Raw genomic sequence first — 25,176 nt, forward strand, 5'->3', positions numbered from 1 at the left:
GAGATGAAAGGCTTTCTTTAAATAGACGAAAGGGCTTCGGATATGGGCGAATCGCCTGCGATCAGATCGAAGGAACGCCGGAAGGTGTTCTCTTCATCCAGGGATAACAGAATCGTGCTTGCTACATCCTCCCGCGGAATGGAGCCGCTATGGATGTCCTCGGCAGCGGTGATACGGCCTGTACCGGGTTCATTCAGAAGTCCTCCTGGACGAATAATCGTATAGGAGAGCCTGCTGCTGCGCAGGATCTGATCCGCATAATGCTTGGCTGCATAATAGGGCTTGATTTTTTCATTCCAGGACTCCCGGTTGTGGGCCTGTATGGCGCTAACCAGAATGAAGCGTGAGACATGTGCCTGCTCGGCAGCCTCGATCATTTTTGCAGCCCCATCCAGATCAATTAAGAGAGTTTTATCATAACCGGTTGCACCGCCTGAACCGGCGGCAAATACAATGGCTTGGCAATACTGTGCGGCCTGTGCAAGCTCATCAACCGCTCCTTCCAGATCAGCAAGGACGGTTTCGATTCCGGCATTTTCGAAATATCGTGCCTGCTCCTCTTTTCGAACCATCGCTTTTACGGTGTACGCTTCATGATCTTGAAGCAGGTGTGTAAGGTGTTTTCCGATTTGACCATTCGCACCGACTACTAGAACCTTCATAGGACAAACTCCTTTATCGTTAAAATTTCTCATATTAGAGTAATAATACCAAATTTAGCATAACCTAAGGGGAATTTCTTGGGAATCAGCGCTGGACTTTTCTTTATCTCTGGAAAATGATATTATCTTGTTTTCACCCAAGTCATATAGATTTGAAACAACGCAAAGGAGAAAAGAGAGTTTGAGCGGACAGATGAATTGGGCTTCAGGAAGACAACGCTGGATTTTCTTTATATCACTCATCAGCTTCGTAGGATTTATCATAATGGCCGCATTGGTTAAGTTTCAGCTCTTGGCTCCACTCGATCTGGCCATCATAACCTCAATACAGAACCTGGAGCATCCATTCATTACGGATATCGCAATAGGCCTCTCATTTATAGGCTCGATCGGTCCGGTTACTGTATTGTGTCTTATCGTAATCGCCGTGCTATATTGGGTATTGAGGCGTCGCACGGAGATTCTTCTACTTATTGTAGTCGTATTCGGTTCATCTATTCTTAATCTATTATTAAAATTGATTTTTCAACGGGTGAGGCCGGATATCCACCGCCTAGTTGAAATTACGGGATACAGCTTTCCCAGCGGGCATTCGATGGGTGCTTTTTCCTTCTACAGCGTGCTGGCATATTTGTTATGGAGACATATAGACAGCAGGACAGGAAGAGGAGTATTAATCGCTTTTGCAATCATCATGATTCTAAGCATTGGGCTTAGCCGGATATATCTGGGTGTTCACTATCCAAGCGACATCCTCGGGGGCTATTTGGCTTCCTGCGCATGGGTTAGTTTTATGGTCCGATATTATGAGAGAAGAATGGGGAAGCGGGGCTTCCCGGATGCGTGAACGTCATGTCGGCCTGCATCACTTTGGAAAAGTAAGGGTAATTCATGGAATAGCGGTTTAAGCGGAGGAGTATGTATCATGGTGTGTAAGCATAGATTTGAATTTGGGTTATGTAAGGAGGGCTGTCTATGGCATTTGGAGCAAGAATGTTCAAAACCGGCCTAGCCGTAACGCTGGCTCTTTATTTGGCTATGCTGTTTGATTTTCAATCCCCTGTTGTAGCCGCCATAGCCGCGATTTTTGCGATGCAGCCGTCTATCTATCGGTCGTGGAGATATTTTCTGGACCAGCTGCAGACGAGTACGCTTGGGGCGATACTGGCGATGCTCGGAGGATATTTTTTATCCAATCAACCGATTTCGGTCGGTCTGGTATGTATTTTAGTGATCATGATCTGCATGAAATTAAAAATGGGAGAGACGATCGGTCTCACCCTGGTTACGGTTATATCCGTAATGGAAGCTTCCGGTCAATGGGACTTTGCACTCAACCGGTTTATTCTCACGATCATCGGCATCGTATCTGCTTTCCTTATTAATATTCTCGTATTTCCTCCAAAGCCGAAGGAGCAGTACATTAAACGGATTCATATTGTCTTCGGCAAAATGTCGCTGCTGCTGCGGACGGCCATTTCCCACGAGATGAAGGATTCGGTCTACCGTGCGGAGAAGAAGGAACTTGAAACAGCAATCAAATCGTTGTCGGACAAATACAATTTGTTTGAGGAGGAGCAGAAAAAGCTGAAGCGGGCCAAGTATAGTCAAGCTAGACAGCTTGTTGTGTATAAGCAGCTGCTCCAATCCCTTCGTAAAGGATATGAAGTGCTGGACGCCGTGGAGAATCATTACTTCCAGGCGGAACGGTCGGAACTGATCGACGAGCAATTTGATAGCAATCTGGAGCGGCTGATGAAGTACCATGAGCATATTCTATGGAAGTTCGAAGGAAAGCTGAAGCCGAATGAGGACGAGGCGGAGACCATGGCCGAGAACAATGAAGCGTTTATGGAGCAAGTGATGTGCGGACCGGGCGCAGATCCTGGTGGGCTTCGGCTGTCGGTTGTGGCTGCCTCCATGTATGATTACGGTTATCAGCTTGACCGGTTGAATCGGGTGGCGGATCAAATCAGCCGTGTCGTGGAGGATAAGGAGCAGGAAGAAGCCTTGTTCTCCTGGTTGAGAAAATAAGCATATCAAACGATATGAAGGGGCCGATCAAGACTCGCTTTTGATCAGTCGTTATGACCAACATGCGGATGGCAGGAGCTTTCTTGGCAAGCCCAATCGGACATGGTATGGTAGATGAACCACACGATATGAATGCCAAAAAACCGGCCATTCCGGCCGGTTACTAAATTCAAATGTTGTATTAACTGTAGCATGCTGTTATAATTAGCAATGGTTTGTCATTAAAAACAACTAATGTGGTTAGAATACCACAACTGTATTATATCACAGACATTTTGCGCTGTCAACCAGTATATTAGGGGGATGAACAATGGCTATCAGCGAACAGGATTGGCAAGAAGAACAGACACGGGTAACGGAAGTATCAACGAAAATCAGCAATAAAATATCTCAGTTGGAAGCGAGTGTCGGAGATATCCGTGACGTCGTTATCGATATGCGGAAGGACTTCTGGGACGAAGTTACGGTTAACTTCAGCAACCCGGATGATTTAGGTGAAACATCGACCAATCTGAGACAGCAGTCACAGGTACTGGCAGAACGTGAGCATGCTCATCTGCAGTCAAGCAAGCTGCTTAAAAAGTACAGAAAACTCGTGGAATCTCCTTACTTTGGTCGCATTGATTTTAAAGAGGAAGGAACCTCGGAGACGGAGACTATTTATCTGGGAACCGGTTCTTTTCTGGATGAAAATATGGAGACGTTCCTCGTCTATGACTGGCGCGCACCGATATCCAGCCTGTATTATGACGGAGCCCCGGGTCCCGCCCAGTATGAGACGCCCTCCGGCCAGGTAAAAGGTGAAATGCTGCTGAAGCGCCAGTTTGTAATCCATAGCGGCCAGATCAAGGTATTGTTTGATACTGGCGTGACGATTGGTGATGAACTGCTCCAGCAGGTACTCAGCCACAGCGCGGATGACCGGATGAAGAGCATTGTAGCTACCATTCAGAAGGAGCAGAATGCGGTCATACGAAACGACAAAACACGCATGCTGATCGTTCAGGGAGCTGCTGGCAGCGGAAAAACCTCAGCCGCACTGCAGCGGGTGGCTTATCTACTGTACAAATACCGGGAGACACTCCGGGCCGATCAGATGATTCTGTTCTCCCCGAACCCGCTGTTTAACAGTTATGTGTCCACCGTGCTTCCCGAGCTTGGCGAGGACAACATGCAGCAAACGACCTTCCAGTCCTATTTGGAGCACCGTTTGGGCAAGGAATTTGATCTCGAAGATGTATTCACACAGACGGAAACTTTGCTGAATGCAGATGATTCGCTCCGCTACCGCGCGCGTCTGGAGAGCATATCCTATAAATCCTCCGGCGCTTATCTGGATACCATCCGACGATATAAAGAGCTGCTTGAGAAGAATGGCATGCTGTTTAAACCGGTTGTATTCCAAGGCAAGGTCATCGTCAGCTCGGATGAAATGACCGCCCAGTTCTATGGTTATGATTCAGCGGTTAAACTTGCCGGCCGGATTGATCTTATGAAGGAATGGATGCTGAAACGTCTGTCGGAGTTTGCCCAAAGTGAAAAAGACGCTCCATGGGTCGAGGAGCAAATCGAGCTGCTGGATTCGGATGATTACCAGCGCGCCTTCCAAACGATGAAGCGGAAGCAGAAACGGAAGGAAGAGACGTTTGACGATTTTGATAAGGAAAAGGACGTCCTTGCAAAAATGGTGATCAGCCAACGTCTCAAACCGGTCAGACGCTGGATCAAGCGATTCCGCTACGTGGATGTCAAGGGGATGTACCGTAAACTGTTCACAGACGAATCCTTGTTCCGCCGGGCTGCGGGCGATCCTGAGAATCTTCCGGCACATTGGGAGGATATCTGTAAGCTCACCACAGCCTCCCTGGACGATAAATCGTTGATGTACGAAGATGCTACCCCGTTCCTGTACCTGAAGGAGCTGCTCCAGGGTTTCCGTACGAACACCGCCATTCGTCATGTGATTGTCGATGAGGTTCAGGACTATTCGGGTTTCCAGCTGGAATTCCTGAAGCGATTGTTCCCTCGGGCCAAAATGACGGTACTCGGTGATCTTAATCAAGCGATTTATGCGCATGGCGAGGCTCTGGGAAGCTTGGAGAACTTGGTCAGTTTGTATGGTAAAGAGGATACGGAAGTTATAACTCTGACGCAAAGTTACCGCTCCACGTATGAAATCGTTGATTTCACTCGGCAAATGATTCCAGGAGGAGAGCGGATCGTTCCCTTTAACCGTCCGGGTGAAGCGCCGCGGGTGATTCAGGTTCAGGATGAAGAAGCGCTGAACGGAACGATTATTTCCGATATACGTGAGCTTCATGAGCAGGGATTCCAGTACGTTGCGGTCATCTGTCGAACGGAAGAAGAGAGCCGGCGTGTGCACAAGCAGCTGTCAGCTGATATTCATACGAGATTGATCACCAAGACGACCCCGGCATTCGAGAAAGGAACCCTTGTTGTTCCCGCCTATTTGGCAAAGGGTGTCGAATTCGATGCGGTTATCATTTACAACGGTTCCGAGGACGTGTATCACCGGGAAAGCGACCGGAAGCTGTTCTATACCGCCTGTACACGTGCGATGCATAAACTGCATGTTTATCATATCGGGGAAAAAAGCCATTTTATCCCGGAAACTTGAAATAGGAAGATCTGTCTGAGCTCTGGGTTCAGGCAGATCTTTTTTTTGAGGAGTGATTCATGAAAAAACTTGTTCTGTTTCATGCAAGGAAAAAATCGGAAATTATTTTGTGGATGAATCAGGGTAATTTCTTATGTCTTATGGAGGGTGTTATCCAATTTAAAGCATTATTTGACCGTTGATTAATAAATTTTTTGAAATATTTTTGGATTAAGCGGTTTCACGGCCTCCATAACTATTCATTTTAGACACAATTTTGACGAAAATAGAATGGGGGTATATTACTTATCAAAGGTCGGGTGCTTGCGGATGAAGATAAAAACAAAATTAATTCTATCGTCTACGATTCTTGCGACGGTGACGGCGGTTATCGTAATCATTGCATTTATCACTTCGAACATGACGGAGAAGAGGTTCAGCAAGATTATTGAAGAGGATCAAAAGGTCATTTACAACCTGACCCAACTTGAAACTTTATTGACAGGGATTTCAAATGACGAGCGCGGCTACTTGTTGACCGGGGATTCGACCTTTGTAGATTCGTTAAAATCGAGACAGGAATCCGTTAGTAAAGTTATGAAAGAAACCAAAGTCCTAATGACGACTGAGGAAGATGTAAAGGTCTTCAACCAGATTGAAACCGGATATGTAATTTACACGGAAGCTGTGACACAGGTCTTAAACAAATTGGGGTACGATACGGGGTTTTACAAGGCGGTACCGTTTCGGGTATACGAAGCCGCGTTTAACCAGGAACGTGAGATTCGCAACTCTTTCAGTACGCTTATAGCGGATTTCACGATCAATAAAAATGAAGCTTTGGCCAAGCAGGCCGATGAGATTGCCAGCAACAGCGAACTTCAGAATATGATGATTATGCTGATTGGTGTGGCAGCCATCGTTTATTTTGCGATCCAGGGATATCTTCTTACCCGTTCCATTCGTCCATTGAACCAGATGAGCGATCAGCTATTAAGAATCGCCGATGGCGGCGGTGATCTTGTTACCCGCCTGAACATAACCACGAAAGACGAGATCAGGGCGGTTGCCGACGCGTATAACAAGCTGGTCGAGGGGTTCCGAGCATTGGTTGTACAGGTGCAGGATACCGCTGGACAAGTCGGTACCGCAGCGTCGACACTGCACTCGACCACGGAGGAAATTCGTCAGGCATCTCAGCAAACCTCGGGCATCATGGAAGAATTGGCAGCCGGGGTTGAGAACCAGCTTCAGGATACGGAGGAAACGACAGCAACGGTAACGGATATGGCGGAAGGAATGAAGCATATCACGCTCGCCGCAAAAGACGTGTCCGGATTGGCAGCCACTGCGAACAAGTTAGCATCCGAAGGCGAACAGGCGATTATACATACGTTGAACCAAATGGAAGGCATCCGCACCAGTGTAGATCAATCCGCACAGTCGGTAAGAGCTCTTGGTGAAAAAGCCTCAAACATCGGGGCGATGGGACAAATTATTATTGAAATTGCGGAGCAGACTTCCCTTCTGGCTTTGAATGCTTCGATTGAGGCTGCTCGCGCGGGTGAGCACGGAAGAGGTTTTGCAGTCGTTGCTGCTGAGGTGCGGAAATTGGCAGACCAGGCTTCCAATTCCTCTGTTGAAATCAGGCAGTTTGTGCACGAGCTTCAACAGGATATTTATGATTTGGCCGGGGTCATGGAACAGGGTACACGCGAGGTTACAGAAGGCATGTCCGTGGCACAGGGAGCCGAGAGAGCCTTTAAGGACATCGAGCAGTCCGTTGTGGAATTGAATGAACAGATTCAAGGCGTAACCGTTGCAACCGAACAGATGAACTCCGGGGCTGATGATCTCGTTCATGCCATTCGCAGAATTCAGGAAGTTACAGAAACCACAGCCGGTGGAACACAAAGTGTCAGCGCTGCAACGGAAGAACAGTTGGCTTCCATGGAGGAAATTACCAATTCCGTAGAAGATCTGAACGTAATGTCCGGCAAGCTGCGACAGTTGATGTCCGGTTTTAAAGTATAAATAAGGAAAAATTGCATAAGGGAAAAATTGACCACCTTGCAGTCATGCATATTCTAGGCGAAAGAACCTACAATATGGATGACAGATAACGCAAAGGTGGTCTTCTCATGGAAAACAAGAAATGGGATCTGGTTGCCTTGGCATCCATACCACTCATCATGACGCTGGGCAATTCCATGCTCATTCCCATTTTGCCGCAGATTTCCAAAGTCCTGGGAATCAGCTCCTTTAAAGTCAGTATGCTCATTACGGTTTATGCTGTTGTGGCTATCTTGTTAATTCCGATTGCCGGCTATTTATCGGATCGGTATGGACGAAAGAAGATCATCATCCCAAGCTTAATCATTGCCGCATTAGGCGGAGCGGTATCCGCCGTGGCCGCATGGATGCTGAGCGGGACGACGGCGTATTATGTTATTTTGGCGGGGAGATTTCTGCAGGGTATAGGGGCCGCCGGTGCATTTCCCATCGTTATTCCGCTTGTGGGAGATATGTTTAAGGGTGAAGAAGAGGTCAGCAAGAGTTTAGGTATTATAGAAACCTCCAATACATTCGGTAAGGTAATCAGTCCGATATTGGGTGCTTTATTAGGGAGTTTTATTTGGTTCCTGCCCTTTACAGCGATTCCGATTCTGTGTCTGATTTCACTCGTTCTGGTCATATTTCTTGTGAAGACACCAAAAACGAACAGCAACAATAATAAACAGTCCCTCCGTGAATTTTTGAAAAAGACAAAGCAGGTTTTGCACGAGAAGGGCCGATGGCTGTACGCGATTTTTGCCATCGGCGGTATCGCTATGTTCGGCGTGTTCGGTGTGCTTTTTTATTTATCAGAGACACTGGAGAGCACCTACAAACTGCACGGCGTGGTAAAAGGCCTTGTGCTTGCGATTCCGCTTGCATTGCTGTGTCTCGCTTCGTATCTGGCAGGTAAATTCACGGGCAAGAACAAGGCGGCCAAAAAATGGACAGGTTTTGCAGGTATGACCCTCTTAACCGCTTCCTTGATTGTGACCGGCTTCAGTTCACAGATTTATTTTGTGGTTGGTATGATGACGCTGGGCGGCATCGGGATCGGCATGGTCCTGCCATGCATGGATACGCTGCTTACTGAAGGCGTTGAGAAGGAACAGCGCGGCACCATCACTTCATTGTACAGCAGCATGCGTTTTATCGGCGTATCTCTTGGACCGCCTGTTGTCTCACTGCTGCTTGGCGCGAATCATTGGGTGATGTTTGGCACCTTGGCCGCTGTTGCAGCAGTGGGCGGGCTCCTCACATTATTCGCCGTGAAGCCGGAGGCCAAAGAAGAAGACGACTCGTCGGGAGGAAATGCATACCGAGCGGATTTCAAGAAGCCGCAGGAATTCAAGAAAAAGGGTCTTGTCCATAAATAATGGACAAGACCCTTTTTTTGTATGGGCGAAAGCCGTTCACTCCAAATTGAATCGCTGCATTCTACTCCGTATACGGGTCAATTTCTTTGATCATACGATGCCCGGATGGTGTTTCCTCCCCTAGGGCGATTCTACTTATCGAGATCTACTTATTGAGCAGTCCCGTTTTGACGAGGTACTCCCGCGCTACCAGATCCTCGCGGTATCCTTCATCCACCAGCGCGTTCAACTCCTGCATGTTCTCTTCGTTGATCTGTCCGCCAAGCGCATTCAGCGCTTCGCGCACTTCCGGATACTTTTTCAGCAGATCGCTCCGCACAATGGCACCCGCATCGTACGGAGGGAAGAAGCCCTTGTCATCCTCCAGAACAAAGAGATTGTTCACCTTGACCTGTCCGTCTGTTGTATAGGCACTGGCAACGTCAAGGTCATTTTGGGCAATCAAGCGATATTTGATCCCCTGATCCATTCCTTTGACACGCTTGAAGTTCATATGGTACAGCTCCTTCAGACCTGGATACGTATCTGGCCGGTCCGTGAATTCAAACTCGGCGCCAAGCTCCATATTCTCAGAAACCTTGGCAAGATCACTGTAGGTCCTGAGGCCGTATTTCGCGGCGGTATCCTGAGTAACTGCAAGAGCATAGGAGTTGTTGAATCCGATGGGCTCCAGGAACTCCAAGCCGTCTTGTGCAACGAGCTCTCTTGTGCGCTTAAGAGTCTCTTCCGCACTGCCGGTTTCCTCCAGATAATAGTTAGCCACAATGGTACCGGTATAGTCGGGATAGAGCTGTATGTCATTGTTCTGCAGTGCCTTCCAGGTTACGCTGGATCCCCCGAGATTTAGCGTTCGCTTGACGCTCAGCCCCGTACGTTCTTCGATCAGGTCTGCCATCATATGAGCCAGGATAATGTTTTCTGTGAAGTTTTTGGAGCCGATGACCAGATCGGCAGGACCGCTGGAACTTACGCCGGGGGATTGCGGATTGGTACAGCCGTTAAGGCTGACGGTCAACGAAACAAGTAGCAGTAAAGTAAGGATTCTAGAAGCGGCAGATTTTTTTGTGTTTTTCATGCGGTTTCCCTTTCGCTCCACGTTATATTTTCAATCCACGCGGTGTTGTCCACTTCTCGAGGAGTCCGAGCAAATAATCCAGCAGCAGGGCCATAATGGCTGCCGGCAGCGCACCCAGGAGAATCAGTGCATCGATATTGCGGGTGATCCCGAGAAAGATAAAATCCCCCAGGCCGCCAGCCCCGATAAAAGCCGCCAGTGTCGCGGTACCGACATTAATAACCGTTGCCGTCCGGATTCCTGCAAGGATGACCGACATGGCGAGAGGCAGCTGAACCCGTAACAGGATTTGGGTTCCCGTCATTCCCATGCCGCGTGCCGCTTCGATAACTGAGGGGTCCACATCCTTGATACCGGTGAAGGTATTGCGGATAATCGGCAGCAGTGAATAGAGGAACAGTGCGGCTATCGCAGTTTTCATGCCGATCCCGAGGAGCGGGATCATAAAGCCGAGCAGAGCCAAGCTTGGAATAGTCTGAAGAATGCTGGCTCCGCCTATGATCCAGGTTCGCAGGAAGCTATACCTGGATACCAGGATTCCGGCAGGAACTCCAATGATGATGGCGATGACCATCGAGATGAGAACGAGCTGAATATGTTCTCCAACGGATACCAGAAGCTCGCCCCACCGCAAAGAGAACTGACGGCCGATTTGCTCCCAGATGGATGAGGAATTCATGCTTCATCACCCCCTCCGGCCCAGTGGCTTGCAAAGGTGGAGATTAGAGTCCCGCGTGTGACAACGCCAATGAGCCGCTCCCGCTGGTCGATAACGGGAATGATGCCGAATGGGGCATCATTTACAGCGATTAAGGCATCTTTGGCCGTTGCCGTATCAGGCAGCGTCAGCTTCACGGGTTTCATAATTTGCTGCACAGTCGCCGCGGTATCGATGTTGGATTGCAGATCATAGGCCGATACCAGACCCGCGAGAACGCCATCTTCCGTTAGCACAAGCAAGGTATCCGTCTTCCGCTGGCGCATAAATGTGATGGCGCGCAGCGGAGACCGGTTCAGGCTAACTGTCGCCGGGTTTCTGCGCATCACTTCCGTAACCGGTATGAAAGTAGGATTTTGATAAACCCGATTCTTGCCGATGAATTCTTCAACGAATCCATGTCCCGGCTCCCGGAGCAGCGTCTCAGGTGAATCCAGCTGAACCATCGTTCCGGATTTCATCACGCCGATCCGATCTCCCATCTTAAGGGCTTCATCCATATCATGGGTAACAAATACAATCGTTTTCTTCATATCCTGCTGCAGCCGAAGCACCTCATCCTGCAGCTGTTCGCGCGTGATCGGATCGAGTGCACCAAATGGCTCGTCCATCAGTATGATTTCGGGATCTGCAGCCAGGGCGCGTGCAACGCCGACGCGCTGCTGCTGCCCACCTGAGAGCTCTTTTGGGTATCTTGAAGCATAGGTGTCGGGATCGAGTCCGACCAATTCAAGCAGCTCATAGACCCGCTGCTTTTTCTTAGCCTTGTCCCATCCCTTCAAATCCGGGACCAGTCCGATATTCTGTTCCAATGTATAGTGCGGGAACAGCCCCGTCTGCTGGATAACATAACCGATGCTGCGGCGGAGCTCAACGGGATTGGTGGAACGGATATCCTTGCCATGAATCGTAATCGTTCCGCCAGTATGGGGAATCAGACGATTGATCATTTTCATGGTGGTTGTTTTTCCGCAGCCGCTTGGTCCGATCAGAACGAGAAATTCCCCCGACTGAATCTCGAAATTCAGTTCTTTAACAGCATGAAAGCCGTCGGAATAGGTTTTGCTGACGTTATCGAATGTAATCATAAACATCCTCCCTTGAACATGGGGGTTTCATATGGTTGTAACGAAAAATTCAAATAAAGAGCAAAAGTCTTCAGCGTAAGGCTGAAGACGGTTTGCACATGATTTTCATTTTGGCGTAAATATGAAATCCAATTATCGTCATTGTGTCCGGGAGGTGGAAGCTTTATGCGTGAATGATCTGTGAATGGATGTTTACATGAGGGCAGCTCTGCCTGTTATGATCCTGCTGCCGCAGACTTGGTCTCCTCAAGTCTTGTTCGGGCTTTGGAGCGAGATTTGCCGATGATGTGCGCTAGGATATAGATCAGAATTAACAGTGCAAGCGCGAGGGCTGAATAACGGTACATGATGGCATACGATGTGGATTTGGCGATGGAACCGAGCACGATGGAGCCTATGGCAACACCGAAATCGAGGGAGTTAAAGAACATGCCGTTTGCCATGCCGCGCTGCAGGGGATGAACCTCCTGAATCATCCAGGTCTGGATGGACGGCTGAATGGCACCAAAGCCAAGACCGTAACATAATGCCGATAACAGCATGGTTCCGGTTGAGGATGCGAAGGTCAGGAGCAGCAGACCCGAAACCATCAGCGCCGCTGCGGGCACAACGAGCGCTTTATGTCCATAACGATCATAAATTCTGCCGGAGAAGGGTCTGACCAGAATAATGGCGATCGCATTAAATAAGAAGAAATACTGGGGATTCCGAAGGTGAGCCTCGGCTCCGTACAGCGCCATGAAACTCAGCAGACCTCCGTAAGTAATGGACATTAAAAAGTTAAGGACGCTGGGGAGGATCAGCTTGCTGTTAAAGGAACTCCGTGGTTTATCTTCCAGGTGGACTGGCTCGGTTACGGGGCGCTCAGGTATTCGTCGTGCAGGCGCCCTGGACGTAAGAATGTAAGCGAGCGGGAAGATGAGGACATTGATGATAACGGTGATGATCACTAAGGGGGTGAAGCCGCCGCCTTGGAGCAATGTTAAACCGATCATAGGTCCGATCGACATGGCAAGGGTGGTGGATAATCCGAAGTATCCCATACCTTCACCCAATCGTTTGATGGGAATGACATCGGATGCCATCGTCGGAAACGAGGTGCTTGTCATACCGAATCCGATGCCGAACAAGATGCGCATCAGCAGCAGAAATACGATGCCGGATGCCCAATAGTATCCGAGCGTGGCTGCCAGAGATATCAGGAGTCCGACATAGAGAAGCAGCCGGAGCTTTCCTTTTTCAAGTGCTCTGCTTGAGACAAAGCGGGAAGCAATTGCACTGAAGGCGAAGAGGCTGGTAATCAGGCTGACCTGCAGGGGGCTTGCCATAAAAGTTTCCTTGGCATAAGCGGGCAGCGTGGTCAGCATCATCTGCAAGGTCAGAAACAGAAAGAGGTTGCTGACCATCAAGGTGATAAATTCTTTTGTCCATAATGGTTGTTTGGCTTTCATTTCATTCATGTGAAACATCTCTCCTGTTGTTGTGTATATGATTCATGTTGTTGTTGATGCGTGTGAGAGTGTCCCGGAACATCTCCAATTGACGACCGTCAATTCCTTCTATTATTTGGCGTCCGCATTCGCTTTCGATTGCGGTGGTAGCCTCGATCAATTCTTTACCGGTGTCCGTCAAATAGAGCTGGAAAGCTCGGCGGTCGTTAACCGATACGGATTTGCGCGTGTAACCTTTTTTCTCGAGCAGATCCAGTATGCGGGTTGTCGTAGGTTGGTCTTTGTCCGCTTTTACGGCAACTTCCTTTTGGTTTAACCCTTCATGTTCGCCGATATGAAACAGGACCAGCCATTGTTCAGGGGTGATGTCAAAGGGTTTTAGGGCATTGGCAAACAATTGGGATGCACGGCGATAGGTGTAACCCAGGTGAAAGCCGATGGAGGGATTGTGTGTAGGTTCTTTCAAGAAACAAGTCACACCTTTCATTTTTAAGTTATCGAAACAATAGTTGTCTTAACAATTATATGTTTAACAATTAAATACGTCAAATCCTCATAAAATTTAAATCGTTTACATGACAGGGTTTCACAGGCCGATGTGGAATATGAAAATTGACGATAACATAGTTCTAACAATTGGGAGCTATATTTATATTACAAAACCAATATCCCAACACTCAGGAGGAATAAGGAATGTCACAATTGATTAATTTTGCCCACCGCGGCGCATCGGCCGTATGCCCGGAGAATACGATGGCAGCTTTTGCAAAGGGGCTTGAACTGGGAGCTACCGGGATTGAAACCGATGTCCAGATGACCAAGGACGGAAAGCTGGTTCTAATCCATGATGAGAGCGTAGCACGTACGACGGGAGCCGAAGGACTTGTCAAGGATTACACTTATGAGGAGCTCTCTTCATTGGATGCGGGTTCATGGTTTGGAGCTGCATTTCAAGGCGAGCGCATTCCGCTGCTGGAGGAATTGCTGGAATTAACAAAGAATCCGGGCACAATCGTGAATATTGAGCTGAAGAACGGGGCGATTCAATATCCGGAGCTGGAGAAGCGTGTAATCGAGGCAGTAAGACATTACGGCATGTCGGAGCAAATCGTCATCTCAAGCTTCAATCACTATTCGCTGGTAGAGTGCAAGTTAATTGATCCTGAAATCCGCACGGGCCTGCTGTATGGGGAAGGCTTATACAAACCGTGGGAGTATGCCAAGCTGGCAAAGGCCGATGCCCTTCATGCATATCATCGAGCGGTTCTCCCGGAGTGGGTAACGGAAGCGAAGCTGCACGGCGTTGTTTATCATCCATGGACGGTGAATGACGAGGAACAGATGAAGGCTTTGATCGATGCAGGCGTAGCGGGAATTATTACCGATTACCCGGATGTGCTCAGCGGATTGCTTCAAACCAAGGGAGTGTGACCCTGTGAAGAAAACATGGCTGCTGGGCTTTGGTTTTTTCAGCATTAGCATAACATGGGCGCTATATAATGCTTTTGTGCCCTATTTTCTGGAGGATTACATATCCAGTGTCGCATTGATCGGTTTTTTTATGACAATTGATAACTACTTTGCTCTATTCTTGCAGCCATGGATTGGAAGTCGAAGCGACCGGACACATACCCGGTTTGGGAGAAGAATGCCTTATCTGCTTATCGGAATGCCGCTGGGCGCCCTGTTTACGGCGATCATACCGTTTCATACCGGAATGGCAACACTCATTCTGTTCATGGTTCTTATGAATCTGGCGATGAGCTTGTATCGTTCACCGACCGTCTCTTTAATGCCGGACATTACAGAAGAGAAGCGGCGGACAAGAGCCAACGGCGTTATTAATTTTATGGGTGGCATCGGATCGATACTGGCTTTTGGCGTGGGCTCGGTGCTTTACAAAGCCCATCAGTCCTTGCCGTTTATAGCCGCTGCCGGCATAACGCTTGTATCTTTATTTATCCTAATGACATTTATCAAGGAGAAGCGTGACGCACCCGGCTATCAGGCCCAGACTGCCGCCAAGCCCAAAGTTTCCTTCAGGAGCCAGCTCGATCGGACGACAGTGCTGCTCTTGGCGGCGATCTTCTTCTGGTTTGTAGCCTATCAAGGCGTAGAGACGCTGTTCACATTGTATGGCAAGAATGAGGTAGGGCTGACCGAATCGCAGGCTTCCTTCTCCTTAACGTTTTTTTCACTTGCTTTTGTGCTGTTTGCTATTCCAAGCGGATGGCTTGGCGGCAAATTTGGAAAAAAGCGGATGATTCTCATCGGTGTCAGCGGTCTGCTGATTGTTTTCTCGATGGTACCGCTGGTCGATTCGCTGTTATTGCTTCGCATATTGCTGACGGTGGGTGGGTTGTTCTGGGCATGCATCAATATCAATTCCTATCCATTCATCGTATCAACAGGATCGGAGGACAGCATCGGAACACGGACAGGGATGTACTATTTGGTGTCATCGCTCGCGGCGATCTCCTCACCTCCTCTTCTGGGCAAGCTCATTGATGGAATGGGGTATTGGATTCTGTTCTATTGTGCCGCGGGCAGCATGCTGCTCGCCTTGATCTGTGTACTGATGATTCGTTATCCGGAAACGGCAAGCCCCTCCACACCGAAGGGAGCGACTGCTGACTTATCCTAGCGGATGAATATGTCGTGACCGAAGTTTTGGCTCCTGCTTGTTAGTGCGGAATAACATTGACGAGAGCCGGTTAGCGCAGGTAGAATCTTATATCAGATACACCCGTATCGGAATATGCCGGCGAAGGTGCAGGAGCTGATTCTTAGGTTGACTACTATTTATGATATTGCGAAGAAAACAGGCTATTCGCCTACGACGGTGTCCAAAGTCTTCAACAACTATCCGGATGTCAGGGAGAAGACGAGGGTCAAGATTCTGGAGACAGCGAAGGAAATGGGCTATCTTCCGAACGCGAATGCCAGGTCTCTAACGACCAAGCGTTCATGGACCATCGGTATACTGTTCGTAGAAGCAACAGGAGCGGGGATTCGTCACCCTTACTTTGGGGCTGTTATCGAAAGCTTCAAGAAAATCGCCGTCTCCAAAGGGTATGATCTGATGTTTATTTCCAAGGATGTTGGCGGACGGAGAAGCAGCTACGTGGAGCATTGTAAAATCCGCGGGGTCGACGGCGTAGTTGTCATTCTCTCGAGCAGCGATGATCCTGATTTCCAGGAGCTGCTGGACAGCGGCATCCCTTGCGTTATTCTGGATTCCTCGCCAGAGAAGGCCCATTCCGTCTGCTCCGATAACATCGAAGGAAGCTTGCAGGCACTTCGGTATCTGCATTCACTCGGACATCGCAGCATCGCCCATATCTCCGGCGGATTGAATACGTTTGCAGGCGAGCAGCGTCAGCAGGGCTATGAGCAAGCTCTTCGCGAGCTGGGTTTGACATTCAGGAAAGAATACATAACAAGCAGCGACTTCTTCTCCATGGAGAGCGGATATGATGCGATGAACGGGTTGCTTGCACTGCCGGATCCTCCGACAGCTGTTTTTGCCGCTGGGGATTTACTTGCACTTGGAGCTATTCGCGCCGTGCAGGATCGCGGCCTGAATGTGCCTGGGGATGTGTCGATTGTCGGGTTTGATGATATTGAGATGTCCCGTTACATAACCCCTGCGCTCACGACCATACGTCAGCATACAGAACAGCTGGGCGCTGTTGCCGCCGAGATTCTAACGTCTTCGATTGAAGAGCAAGATACCGCGGTGAAGTCGGTTATGCTGCCTGTTGAATTAATTATTCGGGATTCCTGCCGCCCGGTCACTTAGGTGAACCTGAAAGAGCAGGCCTATTTTTACACCATTTCGAAACCGGTTTCGAAATTTATTTAAGGGGGATACGAACATGGCAAATTACCGTTTTGAGAAGGATACCTTTGTTATCGAGCAATATGATCAAGCCAAGACCTTTTCCAGCTTTCTGCCGGGCATTGCAGGTTTGAAGGGAATTCCGATGTGGACTTTTTACGTGAATCGGGGTCAAGGGATATGCAGCTTCGGGATACGCGACAAGAACTCGCCGATTATGGAGTTTTCGCCAGCTAATATTGCATACAAGAATGTGTCTGCTACAGGATTTAGGACGTTTATCAAGCTTGCCGGGACCCCGTCCGTCTACGAGCCGTTTCAATCCTTTCAACCCGACCCGCAGGCGCAGCGAACGATGTTTATTCGTCAGAATGAGCTGGTGATCGAAGAAGATCATGCCGGAAACGGACTTCGCACCTCGGTATCGTATTTCCAGCTGCCTGGAGAAGACTTTGCCGCGCTGGTCCGTGAGGTTAAGATAACGAATGCTGGAACTCGGAACGTATCGTTTGAGCTGCTGGACGGTTTGCCGGAGATTTTGCCTTACGGTGTTGCGAACAGCGGCTACAAGGAGATCGGCAACCTGCTTCGCAGCTGGATGGAAGTGGAGAATCTGGATCAAGGCATCCCGTTTTATAAAGTGCGCTCCAGCACGCATGACGAGGCGGAAGTGAGCGAGGTTACGAACGGTCACTTTTATCTGTCATTTGATCAGCACGGGAAGTTAATCAAGCCACTCGTAGACTTCGAGCTGATATTTGGTGGGAATACATCACTAATCTATCCCGATCGCTTTGCCACAGCGTCCATCGAATCGCTGGCACAGACGATACCCTATGCTGTGAACAAAGTACCCTGCGGCTTTAGCGGCTTGCCGGCTGAGCTTGGGCCCGGGGAGTCGATAACCATCTACACTCTGGTTGGTCATGTGAATGACATTACCAGAATCAATAAACGCTCAAATGATTTGTCCTCGCCTGCTTATATCCTCAGTAAGCGAATGGAGGCAGCCGCATTGACGCGCGAATTAACCGATGATGTTGCCACGAATACGGGGTTGCCGATATTTGATGAATACAGCCGTCAATCCTATCTGGACAATTTCTTGAGAGGCGGGTATCCGTTTATATTCGATAACGGGAAGGAAGGCGCCGTTGTCCATCTGTACTCCCGTAAACACGGGGATTTGGAGAGAGATTACAACTTCTTCTCGCTCGCCCCGGAGTATTATTCGCAAGGGAACGGCAACTTCCGGGATATGAATCAGAATCGACGGAATGATGTGTTCTTTAATCCCAAGGTGGGCACATTCAATATCCGGATGTTTTTCAGTCTGATCCAAGCTGACGGGTATAACCCCTTAAGCGTGGAAGGGACCAAATTCCGCGTGACTGAAGGTATGGAGGAGCAGCTGGAGAAGCTGCTGCGCGCCTCGGTGTCCGGGGATGGGGATTACGATAAGCTGAAGGCGATCTGTGGCGGCGATTATACGCCAGGGAACATCATAAACGCGATTGCGGATCAGGGCATTGAATTGTCCATCGGCGAGGAACCCTTCTTATCCAAACTGCTCACCATCTCCGATCAACATTTTGCAGCATCTTTTGGTGAGGGATTCTGGTCGGATCACTGGACATATAACATGGATTTGGTTGATGCCTACCTTAATATTTATCCTGACCGTTGTGAGGAACTGCTGTTTGGCGAGAAAACGTATTCGTTTTTTGACAGTCCGGTTTATGTGCTTCCGCGGCACGAGAAGGTTGTGATCAGCCGTGGCAAGGTTCGTCAATATGGTGCCCTGCTGGAGGATGAGGAGAAGCTGATGAAGCTGGGCAGAAAACGGAACGCGGCGGAATGGCTGCGGGTTGACGGCGGGAAGGGTAGCATATACCGTACCCATCTGTTTGTCAAAATGATCTCATTATCACTCAGTAAAATGGCTACACTCGATCCGTACGGAATGGGGGTCGAGATGGAGGCCAATAAGCCGGGCTGGAACGATGCAATGAACGGCTTGCCGGGCTTGTTTGGTTCAGGCATGAGCGAGACGATGGAATTGAAGCGCATGGCGGCTTTTATTGTGGATGCTGCTGAGCAGTTCAGCCGGCATACCATTCAAGTACCGGAAGAGATTGCTTCCTATTTAGAAGGTGTATTTGCTGCCGTGCAGCAATATCATTCCGGGGCATTGGATTCTTTCCGTTACTGGGATCAGGTGGCGGGATTACGCGAAGCCTACCGCGCTTCCGTAAGGTTTGGCATTACAGGCCGCGAAGTCGAGTTGCCGGTGAAGGACGTGAAGATCATATATGCTGCATTCCTCAGCAAAATTAATGAAGGGATTGAGCGTGCGGAGCAGATGGGAGGCGGAATCGTGCCGACCTATTTCCGGTTTGAAGTGGAGCAATTTGAGGAGATACGGGATGCGGAGGGGAATCCGGTGATAACCGGATACGGCCTGCCTGCCGCTAAAGTACTCGGGTTCAAACCCTATGCGCTTCCGCACTTTCTGGAGGCGCCAGCCCGGGGAATGAAACTCGCCGGTGAGGAACAGGCTAGAGCGATGTATGAGCGAATCAAGGCTTCCGAGCTGTATGATCCGGAACTTGGGATGTACAAAACTTCCGTTAGCCTTGAGGAAGAAAGAGACGAAATCGGGCGCATTCGTGCTTTTACAGCCGGATGGCTGGAGCGAGAATCGGTATTCTTGCATATGACGTATAAATATTTGCTTTCTTTATTAAAAGCCGGCTTGTATGACGAGTTCTTCTCGGAGATCAGGTTATCGCTTATTCCATTTCTGGACCCGGCAGTGTATGGACGAAGTACGCTGGAGAACTCCTCCTTTATTGCAAGCAGCGTCAACCCGGATCCCCATGTCCATGGACGCGGTTTTGTGGCTAGACTTAGCGGATCGACGGCCGAATTCCTCAGCATGTGGATTACGATGATGGCAGGGAAGCAGGTATTCCGTTACGAAGACCATCAGCTTCAGCTGCATTTGAACCCCGTGCTCCCGGCTTGGTTGTTCGATGAGAACCATGAGGTATCTTTTACTCTCCTCGGTTCCGTCAAGATTACGTATCGTAGTAAGCGCACCGCCAATACGTATGGACAAGATGGGGTTCGTATCCAGCGTTTGACCCTGACGACAGTGGATGGAGATCAGGTTGAGGTAGATGGGCCGATTCTTTCAGGGAAATGGGCACATGAGGTTCGTAACGGGAATGTCCAATCGATTCAAGCTGATATGGGGTAAAATAGTATCCCCAAACCAACAGACCGTCAGGCAGCAGCCGGGCGGTCTGTTAGTTTTCCTGAAGCTGCCCTTTATTCCTCGGGCGGCTTTTTATGTTTGGTTGTTAAGATGGAGCTAAACGAAATGCCTATGGCAACACCAATTGCTATCCCGATGGCGATGTTATTCATGGCGACGCCAATCGCAATGCCGACGCCAATTCCTATACTTATGCCTAATGCCGTATTGTTCTTTTTCTTTTCCATATTGCTGTCACCTCCGTCTTCATGATGCTGCTATACCGTTACTTCGCCGGGTCTCCAATCATCCTTGTCCTTGTGCTGGAGGATGTTGATCACAGCCATAGAAATACGGCTGCTTCGTATTCTTTCACTTGCAAGTCCTCTTGCTGCAACCCATAATAGGTATATCGATTTGCATACATAAATGAAACATCATCTTAGAGGGTTAGGAGGGGGCTGCATGCAGTGGATTGCAATGCTGACGATGCTGATTGATCATGTGGGGCTCGTGTTTTTTCCAGGCCAGGAGATTTGGAGAATTATCGGCCGCATTGCTTTTCCGATTTATGTATACGCTCTGGTTCAAGGACATCATTATACTTCTTCCAGGCCCAAGTATATCATGCGGCTGGCTATCATTGCAGCGATTTCCCAAATCCCGTATCAGCTTGCTCTGGATCCCGGGGGACTGAATGTGGTCGTAACGCTGGTTGCCGGAGCATTGGTGCTGTATGTGCTGGAACGCTCGGAGTCTTTGTTGCTATCAACGATGCTGGTCGTTGCCGCCTGCGCCTTGATGAGTGAATTTCCGTTTGATTACGGGGCTTACGGTTTGCTGCTGATCTTGATTTTCCGTTATGCGCAAGCCAGCTGGCTTGTTTTTCTTCATATTTTATTAAACGTGATGTTCTGGTTTCTTAATAACTGGGAACTTCAGATGTGGAGTGTGATTCCGACGGCGATGATAGCTTATGGTCCGCATCTATGGAAAAAACTTGAGTCCATCCGGGTAAGCCAGTGGGTATGGCGTTCATTTTATCCTCTGCATTTACTTGCGATTGCATTATTAAGGGTATTTATATAGAGAGGTCCTGATTAGGTCATACCTAATGAATGGAATCCTTTACAAGGAGAGACATACATGTTGAATATAGCAATTGCAGCATGCGTCCTTTTGTTTGCTGCAGCGGGTTACATTGCGTTCATGAATTCCAGAATAATTGCGGATAAAAAACGGGAAGCATACATTCCTCCGCCCCCTTCGGAATATACCGTTTATATGACACCTCAATTCTCCGAGGAGGACAAAAGATCTCTTGCTCCCATCGGCGTGATGGAATTCCGTGATGCGCAAGGGATGATGAAGGTTTATCTGTGCCGGGTTAAAAATGAGAAGGATGACTTGCAGCTGGAGCAGGCCGGTAACGTATTTCTTCATCACCTGACCAAGGCCAGAGATACCGGCGCACTCATGTTTTACCGTACAGTGGAGGAAGCGCTGCAGGGACCGGAGGAGAAAAGCTTGACGGACCGAATCTCTGCGGTCGCGAAAAAAAAGGCGAGAACAGAATAAGGCTTTCCGGGTCAATCCACCTACTTGCGGGGTAATAAAGAATTAAAAGACCGAAAGGAGATTTTCCGAAATGAAAACATTTAAAATCGGAAGGACATCGGTCTCCGTCTTTATAGGCGATATTACGACATGGACGGGCGACATTATCGTCAACGCTGCCAATTCGGGACTGCTGGGCGGAAAAGGTGTGGATGGCGCAATTCATAGCGCCGGAGGACCGGAGATTATGGAGCAGTGTATGGAAATTCGCAAACAGCAAGGCGGATGCCCGCCAGGCAACGCTGTTATTACGGGAGCGGGCAATTTGCCTGCCCAGCACATCATTCACACCGTTGGCCCGATATGGGAGGGTGGTGGACGGCGTGAGGAGCATACTCTGGCCGAATGCTACCGCAATAGCTTACTGCTTGCAATAGAGGTCGGTGCGAGAAGCATTGCCTTTCCTAATATAAGCACAGGTATCTATGGGTACCCTAAAGCTCCTGCTTGTGATGTTGCGTTAAAGGCGGTTACCAAACTGCTGGAGGAGGATCTTCCGGATAACCGTCTGGAGCGGATAGACTTCATTTGTTTTTCTCCCGAGAATGAAGAGCTCTATGCTCATTGGCTTGAGCAATTCATCCAGGAGAAGGAGGCGCAAATATAAAAAGCAGGGGCGCAAATTGCGCCCCTGCCGTTTGTTTGGATGTCCTTACATATGATAAGAGCCGTTTGGCTCAAACAATACCCATTCCAGCATGGTGATCATATCGTCAAGACGAGTTTCCTGATGGAGAAGGGAACTGCGCTGAGGACTGTTCTCTTCAAGAGACGTTAGTCGGGTCTGCAGCATTTTCTTTTGCATTGTAAGTTCATTGATCTTGGATTTGATTTGATTTTCTGTTCGCATGGTATAAATCCTTTCGTTTGGTTTGAAATCCACCACTTTACCCAATATTATAGCATTTGATGCTGCTTATGACGAAGGAGCGGGGCCGATATGACAAATGAAAAGAATATGAAGAAAATCGCGGCAGAGCATGCAGCGAAGTATGTGCAGGATGGAATGAGGATAGGCCTCGGTACAGGGTCTACTGCTTATTACGCCATTTTAAAAATTGGAGAGATGGTCAGAGGAGGACTTAACATTCAGGCAGTGGCTACCTCTGAAGCATCCGAGAGGCTTGCTGTTGAACAGGGGATATCCCTGACACCCGTACAACATATGGATCGTCTGGATTTGACCATTGACGGAGCGGATGAACTGGATGATCGTCTGCGGTTAATTAAGGGCGGAGGCGGAGCGCTTCTTCGGGAGAAGATTACCGCCTATCAAAGTGACCGGCTCGTGATTGTCGCCGATGAGGTCAAGCAAGTAACTCAGCTAGGAGCTTTTCCACTGCCGGTTGAAATTGTACCGTTTGCTTATGAGTGGACGGTTCAGTCACTGGCCCGGCTTGGGTGTTCGGTGCAGATACGCCGCAACCTGTCCGAAGGGTTTTATGTCACGGATAATGGGAACTATATTGCGGATTGCAAATTCCAGCTCATTACCCACCCTGAGGAATTGAGTATGCGCCTTGGCTCCATACCGGGCGTAGTGGAACACGGGCTGTTTATCGGTATGGCGGATCAAGCAATTATTGGCTGTCAGGATGGAACCGTTCGGATATTGCATTCCGGCAGCTCTGAGGCGAAGAATATATTTGACAGTTGATCCGGCGTTCATTAACCTTAATTACATGATATCTTTCGGAGGGTGAAGTATGTCGGATATTCAAGAACAAGAGGACTACCCATTATATTTGCTGGTGGTGCTGGCTAGAGCTTATAACGCAGTCATGACGCATTCGAATCGGAGCATCAACAGTCACGGACTGAATTCCACGGAATTTGGTGTGCTGGATGTGTTATACCACAAGGGGCCGCAGCCGCTGCAGAAAATCGGTGAGAAGGTACTAATTTCCAGCGGTAACATTACATACGTGGTGGACAAGCTCCAGAAGAAAAACCTGCTCGTCCGCCGGGCTTCCGCTGAGGATCGCCGCGTTATTTACGCTGAGTTAACCGCGGAGGGGAAAGAATTCTTTGAAGCCATCTTCCCGGTTCATCAGGAGCTGATGGTGAAGGTGCTCAGTGGTTTGTCGGAAGACGAGAGAGCGCAGGCGGCCGTTTTGCTGCGGAAGCTGGGTATCAGTGCTGAGAAGATGTTATAGTCCTAGTTAAAACAGATTGGAGATCAGTATGCTTAAAGATATAACTACGCAGGCTATGCAGCAAGAAGTGAAGGAATTGCTGGAATACTCGGTCTTTCCGGATCCAGAGGCGGTGGAACGCGCGGTCTCATCTTATCAGACCGGTGAAAGCCGGCTATTCGGATATGAAGAAGACGGGCTTCTAGTGGGAGTCATCGGTTTTGACGTTGAGCAGGACGAGCTTACGATAAGACATATCGCGGTTCTTCCCGAGAATCGGGGTAAGGGGTACGGACGGGGCATGATTCTGGAACTGCTGCTTGAGCTTCAGCCCAAACCGGATCGTGTCATTGCGGAGACGGACGAAGAGACCGTGGACTTTTACCGCAATATCGGATTTGAGGTTTACAGCCAAGGGGAGAAATATCCGGGTGTAGAGAGATTCCGTTGCATTTATGAGGTCGAGGAATCAGAAGAATAAGCTGTTATTGACATAGAGAAAGCATGTTCATCGTTGTGAAGTGGAATTAAAATTGCCATTCGAGACAATATACCGTTTCCCGTTCAAGGCATGATTCATATAATGTCGTAACGAGCGGGCAGGGGGTGAACATGTTGGTGTACCATTATACCGCTGTCGGCGATTCCTTGACCTTCGGGTTTGGGGCCATGCCAGGCAGCGGTTTTGTTCCGTTATACCGCCGGATGGCGGAGGAGAAGCTTCGCCAGTTCGTAGCCCACGAAAATCTGGGAGTCAACGGATTAACCTCGGATGAGTTATACGATCGGGTGGTTCAGTCTCCGGCTTATCGTTATCATCTGCAGCAGGCCCAGATTATAACGATATCCATCGGGGGCAATGATCTGATACGTGCCGTGAAGTCCACCGGGGGGCGTCCGAGCCGGGAAGTGCTGGATGCTGCATTGTATCGCTGTCAGAATCATGTAGCAAACATCGTCGGACATATCCGGAAAATAAAGTCACCTGTTAGCAAGCCGTATTATATTCGTGCTATCGGTTTGTATAATCCTTATCCGGTCTGGACAGAAGCTACGGAATACGTAGTTCGGTTCAATCGGCATTTGTTGGGGTTAAGTGATGGCTATTTTCGTATTGCTGATGTGTACTCGCAATTCTCAGGCAGAGAGAAGGAACTGCTGTCGGTGGATGGCATTCATCCAAACAGCCGAGGGTACCGAGTCATTGCAGAACAGCTAAACCGGCTTGGGTACAAGCCTCTGGGTTGA

The 25,176-nt window shown here is 49.0% G+C and carries 24 protein-coding genes; 16 read left to right on the forward strand and 8 right to left on the reverse strand.

Annotated features, from left to right (window positions below):
* Positions 1 to 17: 17 nt before the first annotated feature.
* Positions 18 to 662 (reverse strand): SDR family oxidoreductase, encoded by a 645-nt coding sequence (locus WDY75_RS11220; protein ID WP_063480055.1) that lies wholly within the window; start codon positions 660 to 662, stop codon positions 18 to 20.
* Positions 663 to 843: 181 nt separating this feature from the next.
* Between WDY75_RS11220 and WDY75_RS11225 the strand changes: the two genes are divergently transcribed.
* The 5 genes from WDY75_RS11225 (at position 844) to WDY75_RS11245 (ending at position 8,744) form a co-directional block, all read left to right on the forward strand.
* Positions 844 to 1,509 (forward strand): phosphatase PAP2 family protein, encoded by a 666-nt coding sequence (locus tag WDY75_RS11225; RefSeq protein WP_063480054.1) that lies wholly within the window; start codon positions 844 to 846, stop codon positions 1,507 to 1,509.
* Positions 1,510 to 1,637: 128 nt separating this feature from the next.
* On the forward strand, positions 1,638 to 2,696 hold the full coding sequence (locus WDY75_RS11230; protein WP_006211418.1) for an FUSC family protein: 1,059 nt from the start codon (positions 1,638 to 1,640) through the stop codon (positions 2,694 to 2,696).
* A gap of 310 nt (positions 2,697 to 3,006) precedes the next feature.
* Entirely contained in the window at positions 3,007 to 5,334 is a 2,328-nt protein-coding gene (helD, locus tag WDY75_RS11235) for an RNA polymerase recycling motor HelD (protein WP_063480053.1), read from the forward strand.
* Between the two features lie 309 nt (positions 5,335 to 5,643).
* The gene (locus WDY75_RS11240; protein WP_063480052.1) at positions 5,644 to 7,347 is read left to right on the forward strand and encodes a methyl-accepting chemotaxis protein; all 1,704 of its coding nucleotides are present in this window, start codon (positions 5,644 to 5,646) and stop codon (positions 7,345 to 7,347) included.
* Between the two features lie 107 nt (positions 7,348 to 7,454).
* On the forward strand, positions 7,455 to 8,744 hold the full coding sequence (locus WDY75_RS11245; protein ID WP_006211414.1) for an MFS transporter: 1,290 nt from the start codon (positions 7,455 to 7,457) through the stop codon (positions 8,742 to 8,744).
* Between the two features lie 145 nt (positions 8,745 to 8,889).
* Here the strand turns inward: WDY75_RS11245 and WDY75_RS11250 are convergent, their stop codons facing one another.
* The 5 genes from WDY75_RS11250 to WDY75_RS11270 form a co-directional block, all read right to left on the reverse strand.
* Positions 8,890 to 9,819 (reverse strand): glycine betaine ABC transporter substrate-binding protein, encoded by a 930-nt coding sequence (locus WDY75_RS11250; RefSeq protein ID WP_063480051.1) that lies wholly within the window; start codon positions 9,817 to 9,819, stop codon positions 8,890 to 8,892.
* Positions 9,820 to 9,841: 22 nt separating this feature from the next.
* Positions 9,842 to 10,498 carry an ABC transporter permease gene (locus WDY75_RS11255; protein WP_006211412.1) on the reverse strand — a complete coding sequence of 219 codons (657 nt, stop codon included), beginning with the start codon at positions 10,496 to 10,498 and terminating at the stop codon, positions 9,842 to 9,844.
* Entirely contained in the window at positions 10,495 to 11,625 is a 1,131-nt protein-coding gene (locus tag WDY75_RS11260) for an ABC transporter ATP-binding protein (RefSeq protein ID WP_006211411.1), read from the reverse strand. Before WDY75_RS11260 ends, WDY75_RS11255 begins: the two co-directional genes overlap by 4 nt.
* A gap of 215 nt (positions 11,626 to 11,840) precedes the next feature.
* Positions 11,841 to 13,085, reverse strand: a complete 1,245-nt coding sequence (locus WDY75_RS11265) for an MFS transporter (protein ID WP_006211410.1) — start codon at positions 13,083 to 13,085, stop codon at positions 11,841 to 11,843.
* A complete protein-coding gene (locus WDY75_RS11270; protein WP_063480050.1) occupies positions 13,078 to 13,542 on the reverse strand; it encodes a MarR family winged helix-turn-helix transcriptional regulator in 465 nt (154 codons plus the stop codon). The genes WDY75_RS11265 and WDY75_RS11270 overlap by 8 nt, the downstream gene beginning before the upstream one ends.
* Positions 13,543 to 13,769: 227 nt before the next feature.
* Between WDY75_RS11270 and WDY75_RS11275 the strand changes: the two genes are divergently transcribed.
* The 4 genes from WDY75_RS11275 (at position 13,770) to WDY75_RS11290 (ending at position 20,179) form a co-directional block, all read left to right on the forward strand.
* Entirely contained in the window at positions 13,770 to 14,507 is a 738-nt protein-coding gene (locus WDY75_RS11275; protein ID WP_036641986.1) for a glycerophosphodiester phosphodiesterase, read from the forward strand.
* Between the two features lie 4 nt (positions 14,508 to 14,511).
* Positions 14,512 to 15,720, forward strand: coding sequence for an SLC45 family MFS transporter (locus WDY75_RS11280; protein ID WP_063480049.1), 1,209 nt, complete (start codon positions 14,512 to 14,514; stop codon positions 15,718 to 15,720).
* Between the two features lie 147 nt (positions 15,721 to 15,867).
* Positions 15,868 to 16,878, forward strand: coding sequence for a LacI family DNA-binding transcriptional regulator (locus WDY75_RS11285; RefSeq protein WP_006211406.1), 1,011 nt, complete (start codon positions 15,868 to 15,870; stop codon positions 16,876 to 16,878).
* A 76-nt stretch (positions 16,879 to 16,954) separates the two neighbouring features.
* On the forward strand, positions 16,955 to 20,179 hold the full coding sequence (locus WDY75_RS11290) for a hypothetical protein (RefSeq protein ID WP_063480048.1): 3,225 nt from the start codon (positions 16,955 to 16,957) through the stop codon (positions 20,177 to 20,179).
* Positions 20,180 to 20,250: 71 nt separating this feature from the next.
* Here the strand turns inward: WDY75_RS11290 and WDY75_RS11295 are convergent, their stop codons facing one another.
* On the reverse strand, positions 20,251 to 20,424 hold the full coding sequence (locus tag WDY75_RS11295) for a hypothetical protein (RefSeq protein WP_172963930.1): 174 nt from the start codon (positions 20,422 to 20,424) through the stop codon (positions 20,251 to 20,253).
* A 217-nt stretch (positions 20,425 to 20,641) separates the two neighbouring features.
* Here WDY75_RS11295 and WDY75_RS11300 point away from each other — a divergent pair, with 217 nt between their 5' ends.
* The 3 genes from WDY75_RS11300 (at position 20,642) to WDY75_RS11310 (ending at position 22,400) form a co-directional block, all read left to right on the forward strand.
* Positions 20,642 to 21,265 carry a TraX family protein gene (locus WDY75_RS11300; RefSeq protein WP_063480047.1) on the forward strand — a complete coding sequence of 208 codons (624 nt, stop codon included), beginning with the start codon at positions 20,642 to 20,644 and terminating at the stop codon, positions 21,263 to 21,265.
* A 57-nt stretch (positions 21,266 to 21,322) separates the two neighbouring features.
* Positions 21,323 to 21,754 carry a hypothetical protein gene (locus tag WDY75_RS11305; RefSeq protein ID WP_006211403.1) on the forward strand — a complete coding sequence of 144 codons (432 nt, stop codon included), beginning with the start codon at positions 21,323 to 21,325 and terminating at the stop codon, positions 21,752 to 21,754.
* Positions 21,755 to 21,824: 70 nt separating this feature from the next.
* A complete protein-coding gene (locus WDY75_RS11310; RefSeq protein WP_006211402.1) occupies positions 21,825 to 22,400 on the forward strand; it encodes an O-acetyl-ADP-ribose deacetylase in 576 nt (191 codons plus the stop codon).
* Between the two features lie 45 nt (positions 22,401 to 22,445).
* Here the strand turns inward: WDY75_RS11310 and WDY75_RS11315 are convergent, their stop codons facing one another.
* On the reverse strand, positions 22,446 to 22,643 hold the full coding sequence (locus WDY75_RS11315; RefSeq protein ID WP_006211401.1) for a hypothetical protein: 198 nt from the start codon (positions 22,641 to 22,643) through the stop codon (positions 22,446 to 22,448).
* Positions 22,644 to 22,733: 90 nt separating this feature from the next.
* Between WDY75_RS11315 and rpiA the strand changes: the two genes are divergently transcribed.
* The 4 genes from rpiA (at position 22,734) to WDY75_RS11335 (ending at position 25,176) form a co-directional block, all read left to right on the forward strand.
* Positions 22,734 to 23,450 carry a ribose-5-phosphate isomerase RpiA gene (gene rpiA / locus WDY75_RS11320; RefSeq protein ID WP_006211400.1) on the forward strand — a complete coding sequence of 239 codons (717 nt, stop codon included), beginning with the start codon at positions 22,734 to 22,736 and terminating at the stop codon, positions 23,448 to 23,450.
* A 49-nt stretch (positions 23,451 to 23,499) separates the two neighbouring features.
* Positions 23,500 to 23,949 (forward strand): MarR family winged helix-turn-helix transcriptional regulator, encoded by a 450-nt coding sequence (locus WDY75_RS11325; protein WP_063480046.1) that lies wholly within the window; start codon positions 23,500 to 23,502, stop codon positions 23,947 to 23,949.
* Between the two features lie 28 nt (positions 23,950 to 23,977).
* Positions 23,978 to 24,409 carry a GNAT family N-acetyltransferase gene (locus WDY75_RS11330; RefSeq protein ID WP_063480045.1) on the forward strand — a complete coding sequence of 144 codons (432 nt, stop codon included), beginning with the start codon at positions 23,978 to 23,980 and terminating at the stop codon, positions 24,407 to 24,409.
* 131 nt (positions 24,410 to 24,540) lie between these two features.
* Positions 24,541 to 25,176 (forward strand): GDSL-type esterase/lipase family protein, encoded by a 636-nt coding sequence (locus WDY75_RS11335; protein WP_063456013.1) that lies wholly within the window; start codon positions 24,541 to 24,543, stop codon positions 25,174 to 25,176.

It is taken from the genome of Paenibacillus glucanolyticus, assembly GCF_037333485.1.
Lineage (GTDB): Bacteria > Bacillota > Bacilli > Paenibacillales > Paenibacillaceae > Paenibacillus_AQ > Paenibacillus_AQ glucanolyticus.